Origin of the sequence: Neobacillus drentensis, from assembly GCF_036962765.1 — a bacterium.
Lineage (GTDB): Bacteria > Bacillota > Bacilli > Bacillales > Cytobacillaceae > Neobacillus > Neobacillus drentensis_C.
The window spans coordinates 1-3,795 of record NZ_JBALOS010000263.1 but is presented as its reverse complement, the minus strand read 5'-3'; the positions used below and the strand labels follow the sequence as shown (position 1 = coordinate 3,795).

Sequence of the window (3,795 nt, the reverse complement as noted above, 5' to 3'; positions counted from 1 at the left end):
AAAATATCTCTTTTAACTATTATAATAATTTTCATTTCTTAACCGAAAATACTCTACACCTATAGTGATTTCGTAAAAAGAAGCTGTCTCTGTAACATATTGAATGTCTTTCACTTCAACATTTTTCAATAGATCTAGATAAGTTTCTATACCATACTGAGTATTTATCATTTTTGCATCCAATACATTCATGAACTTCACATCCTTTTCTATCATCATATACATTGTTTTCATTACCATTTCACAAATAATGAGCTATTTTTCTTCACCTATTTTTATTGACTCTTTTTCTATTAAATGTGACAGATGTAATTCTGTTAGTTTTTTTCAACAACATGTCCACCAAATTCGTTTCTTAATGCAGCTACCACTTTACCTGTAAAAGTATCGCTGTCTAATGAACGGTAACGCATCAAAAGAGACATTGCGATAACAGGAGTGGCTGCTTGTAAATCTAAAGCTGTTTCAACTGTCCATTTCCCTTCACCAGAAGAGTGCATAATCCCTTTAATTTCATCTAGCTTTGCATCTTTTGTAAATGCACGTTCAGTCAACTCCATGAGCCATGAACGAATAACTGAGCCGTTATTCCACACTCTAGCCACTTTTTCGTAGTCAAAATCGAACTTGCTTTTTTCTAATACCTCGAATCCTTCACCAATCGCTGCCATCATACCGTATTCAATTCCATTGTGAACCATTTTTAAGAAATGACCGCTCCCTGCTTTACCAGCATAGATAAATCCGTTTTCGACAGCTGTATCCTTGAAAATAGGTTCCACGATGCTCCAGGCTTCAGGGTCTCCACCAATCATATAAGATGCTCCATTACGAGCACCTTCCATTCCACCAGAAGTACCGGCATCCATAAAGTGAATTCCTACTTCTTTTAGCTGGTTATATCGGCGAATGGATTCCTTATAGTGAGAATTTCCAGCTTCAATTACGATATCTCCAGTGCCTAATAATGGTGTCATTTCATCAATTACTGAATCTACCACAGCATGCGGAACCATAATCCATACAACTCTTGGTTTTTCTAATGATTCAACAAGTTCTTTTAAATCAGATGTACCTTGAGCACCGTATTTCTTCATTTCTTCAACGGCACTTCCATTACATCGAAAGCTACTCCTTCGTGCTTGTTATCAATTAAATTTTGACCTAAGTTTAATCCCATTTTTCCTAAACCAATTAATCCAACTTTCATGTTCATTTCCTCCTTAATAATCTAAAAATATTCTGCATCTTTTATTACTACCACCATTTATATCCTTCCTCTGCCAATAATTGGTAGGAAGCATCTGGTCCCATTGACCCGGATGGATATAATTGAAGGGGAATTGTATTTTCCTCAAAAGCCTCTAAGATTGGCTGTACCCATTTCCAAGACAACTCCACTTCTTTCCAAAGTGCAAAGAATGTTGAGTCGCCACGCATTGCATCGTAAATTAAAAGCTCATACGCTTCAGGAACATCTGCTTGTTTAGCAGAAAAATCAACATTGACTGGTTCGATTTTTCCATTGTTTAATGGGTTTTTACTATTTAATTGTAATGAAACACTTTCGTTTGGATTGATTTCAATCACTAAAAGATTTGGCGCAGTTTCTTCCTCTTGAGTCCTATACAAATCCTTTAAAGTATTTTTGAATTCAATCACAATTCGGGTGGATTTCTCTGTCATTCTTTTTCCTGTACGGATATAGAAAGGAACCCCTCTCCAAAAATCATCATCCACACATAGACGGACAGCCACAAATGTGTCATTTAAAGAAGAAGGAGCAACTTCAGGTTCTCTTGTATACCCAACAACTGGTTTACCTTGGATTTCACCAGGACCATATTGACCTCGAATCACATGATTCACCACATCCTCTTTCTTTAATGGACGAAGTGATTCTATTACTTTTCTCTTTTCATTGCGGATCTCTTCTGCACTAATTTGTTTTGGCAGCTGCATTGCTGTCATCATCAACATTTGCAGCATATGATTTTGAAACATGTCGCGAATAGCCCCAGCTTGATCATAATAACCAGCTCTCTCTTCAACCCCAACTGTTTCGCTTGCAGTAATTTGCACATTTGCAATGTATTGGTTGTTCCATAATGCTTGAAGCACTGGATTTGCAAATCCTAACGCTTCCAGGTTTTGTACCATCGGCTTTCCAAGATAGTGGTCGATGCGAAAAATTTCTTCTTCATCAAAAGCTTTACTTAGTTTATCGTTTAATTCTTGAGCCGATTTTAAGTCATGTCCAAACGGTTTTTCGATAATTAGACGTTTCCAACCTTTAGTAGAACTTAGACCACTCTCTTTAATGTTGAAAGCAATCACATCAAAAAACTCTGGAGCAACAGATAGGTAGAACATACGATTTTCTGGAATATTCAATTCTTCTTCACGTTGTTTAACGAGTTCAAGTAATCCTTTATATCCTTCAGCCTTGATTGCATCTACATGGCTATACCGAAAGGCACGGATAAACACTTCAAGGTTTAAATCGTCATTTAGTGATCGTCTAGAAAATGTTTTTAAGGAATCTTCCACATGGTTTTGGAAATCAGTATCTGATAAATCTCCTCTGCCCACCCCAATAATTGAGATGGGCAGAGGTAATTTTTGATCCAAAAATAAATTATATAGAGCCGGGAAGATTTTTCTTTTTGCTAAGTCCCCTGTCGCCCCAAATAAGACAAATGTCATTGCCTCCATTTTACATACCTCCAAAATTAATAATTTCACTTATGCCTTTCTTAAAAAACTACTATAACTCTTGATAGCCAATCCCTGGCTTAGCCATAGTTTTATTTGAACCTGATTGGACCGTCATAATGATGTCCCTAAAATGCGAATGACTCTTTTTGGACAATAACCATTATTCGATGTGAAGGTTAGGCATCTTGATCAAACTTTGTGATGCTTTGCATGTAACCCGAACATACTATTCACCCTTTCAATGTAGTAAACTGAATGCGGAAGATCAGATGACTGATCAATAACCACAGTATTTCGTGAATCCAATTTTGCAACAAGATGTAAGTATAATACCTACATATTTTAAATGGAAGTACGCACATTTTATTTAAATAGTGATAAAAAAATAACATAATAACAAAATGTATACTAAAGGAAATAAACTCATCATTTTTGTGTTAAATAAATTAAAAAGCCAGGGTGAGCATCCTCTCCCTGGCCACAAATAAATTTTGTTGAGAACAGTATTCTTTATGTGTTGAAGCTTTTGGCGTAATAAGCGAGCTATCTAAACCGGATGTCTCACACATAAGAAGCCTCCATAATTGCATTAGGATCAACTGACAATATAACCCTTTTTTATTTCGAATAAATAAATGGATTGGTTATACAATAGATTATTTTCTTCTTTTTACTTAAAAATCCACCTTCACCATATAAATAGGTAATACTCATATTTAATTCTTTGATTATCCTTTCACCAATTTCGTCCGGTTTTTCTGTAATGATCATGACAGATTTCCCATGATTAAATCCATCCAAAACATAATTAATCATTTTTGCAACAATATAATACACGGCAAGTGACAGCATGGCTTTTTCTAGTGAAAAGACAATAGAAATGTCTTTATTAATAAGAGATTTTTATAAACAACATCAACAATGACAATTGGGCAATTATCAAGCAACTTATACAGAAAATAGGCCATGTGGAATGGTGCATTGTTTCTTTTAAAGTTAATAGTAAGACTATATAAGCCGTTTGTCTTATAGTATACTTTTTAGCACTATGTAAAATAAAAGTGCGTACTTTTATTG

The 3,795-nt window shown here is 35.1% G+C and carries 2 protein-coding genes and 2 pseudogenes; all 4 read right to left on the bottom strand.

Annotated features, from left to right (window positions below; all coding sequences use genetic code 11):
- Nucleotides 1-12: 12 nt before the first annotated feature.
- A complete protein-coding gene (locus V7137_RS25940; protein WP_335700745.1) occupies nucleotides 13-192 on the bottom strand; it encodes a hypothetical protein in 180 nt (59 codons plus the stop codon).
- Nucleotides 193-317: 125 nt separating this feature from the next.
- Nucleotides 318-1,210 (bottom strand): annotated as a pseudogene (gnd, locus tag V7137_RS25935) (phosphogluconate dehydrogenase (NAD(+)-dependent, decarboxylating)).
- Between the two features lie 47 nt (nucleotides 1,211-1,257).
- The gene (gene zwf / locus V7137_RS25930; protein WP_335700744.1) at nucleotides 1,258-2,715 is read right to left on the bottom strand and encodes a glucose-6-phosphate dehydrogenase; all 1,458 of its coding nucleotides are present in this window, start codon (nucleotides 2,713-2,715) and stop codon (nucleotides 1,258-1,260) included.
- 624 nt (nucleotides 2,716-3,339) lie between these two features.
- Nucleotides 3,340-3,600: pseudogene (locus tag V7137_RS30800) on the bottom strand (YitT family protein); the annotation flags it as partial.
- Between the last annotated feature and the right edge of the window lie 195 nt (nucleotides 3,601-3,795).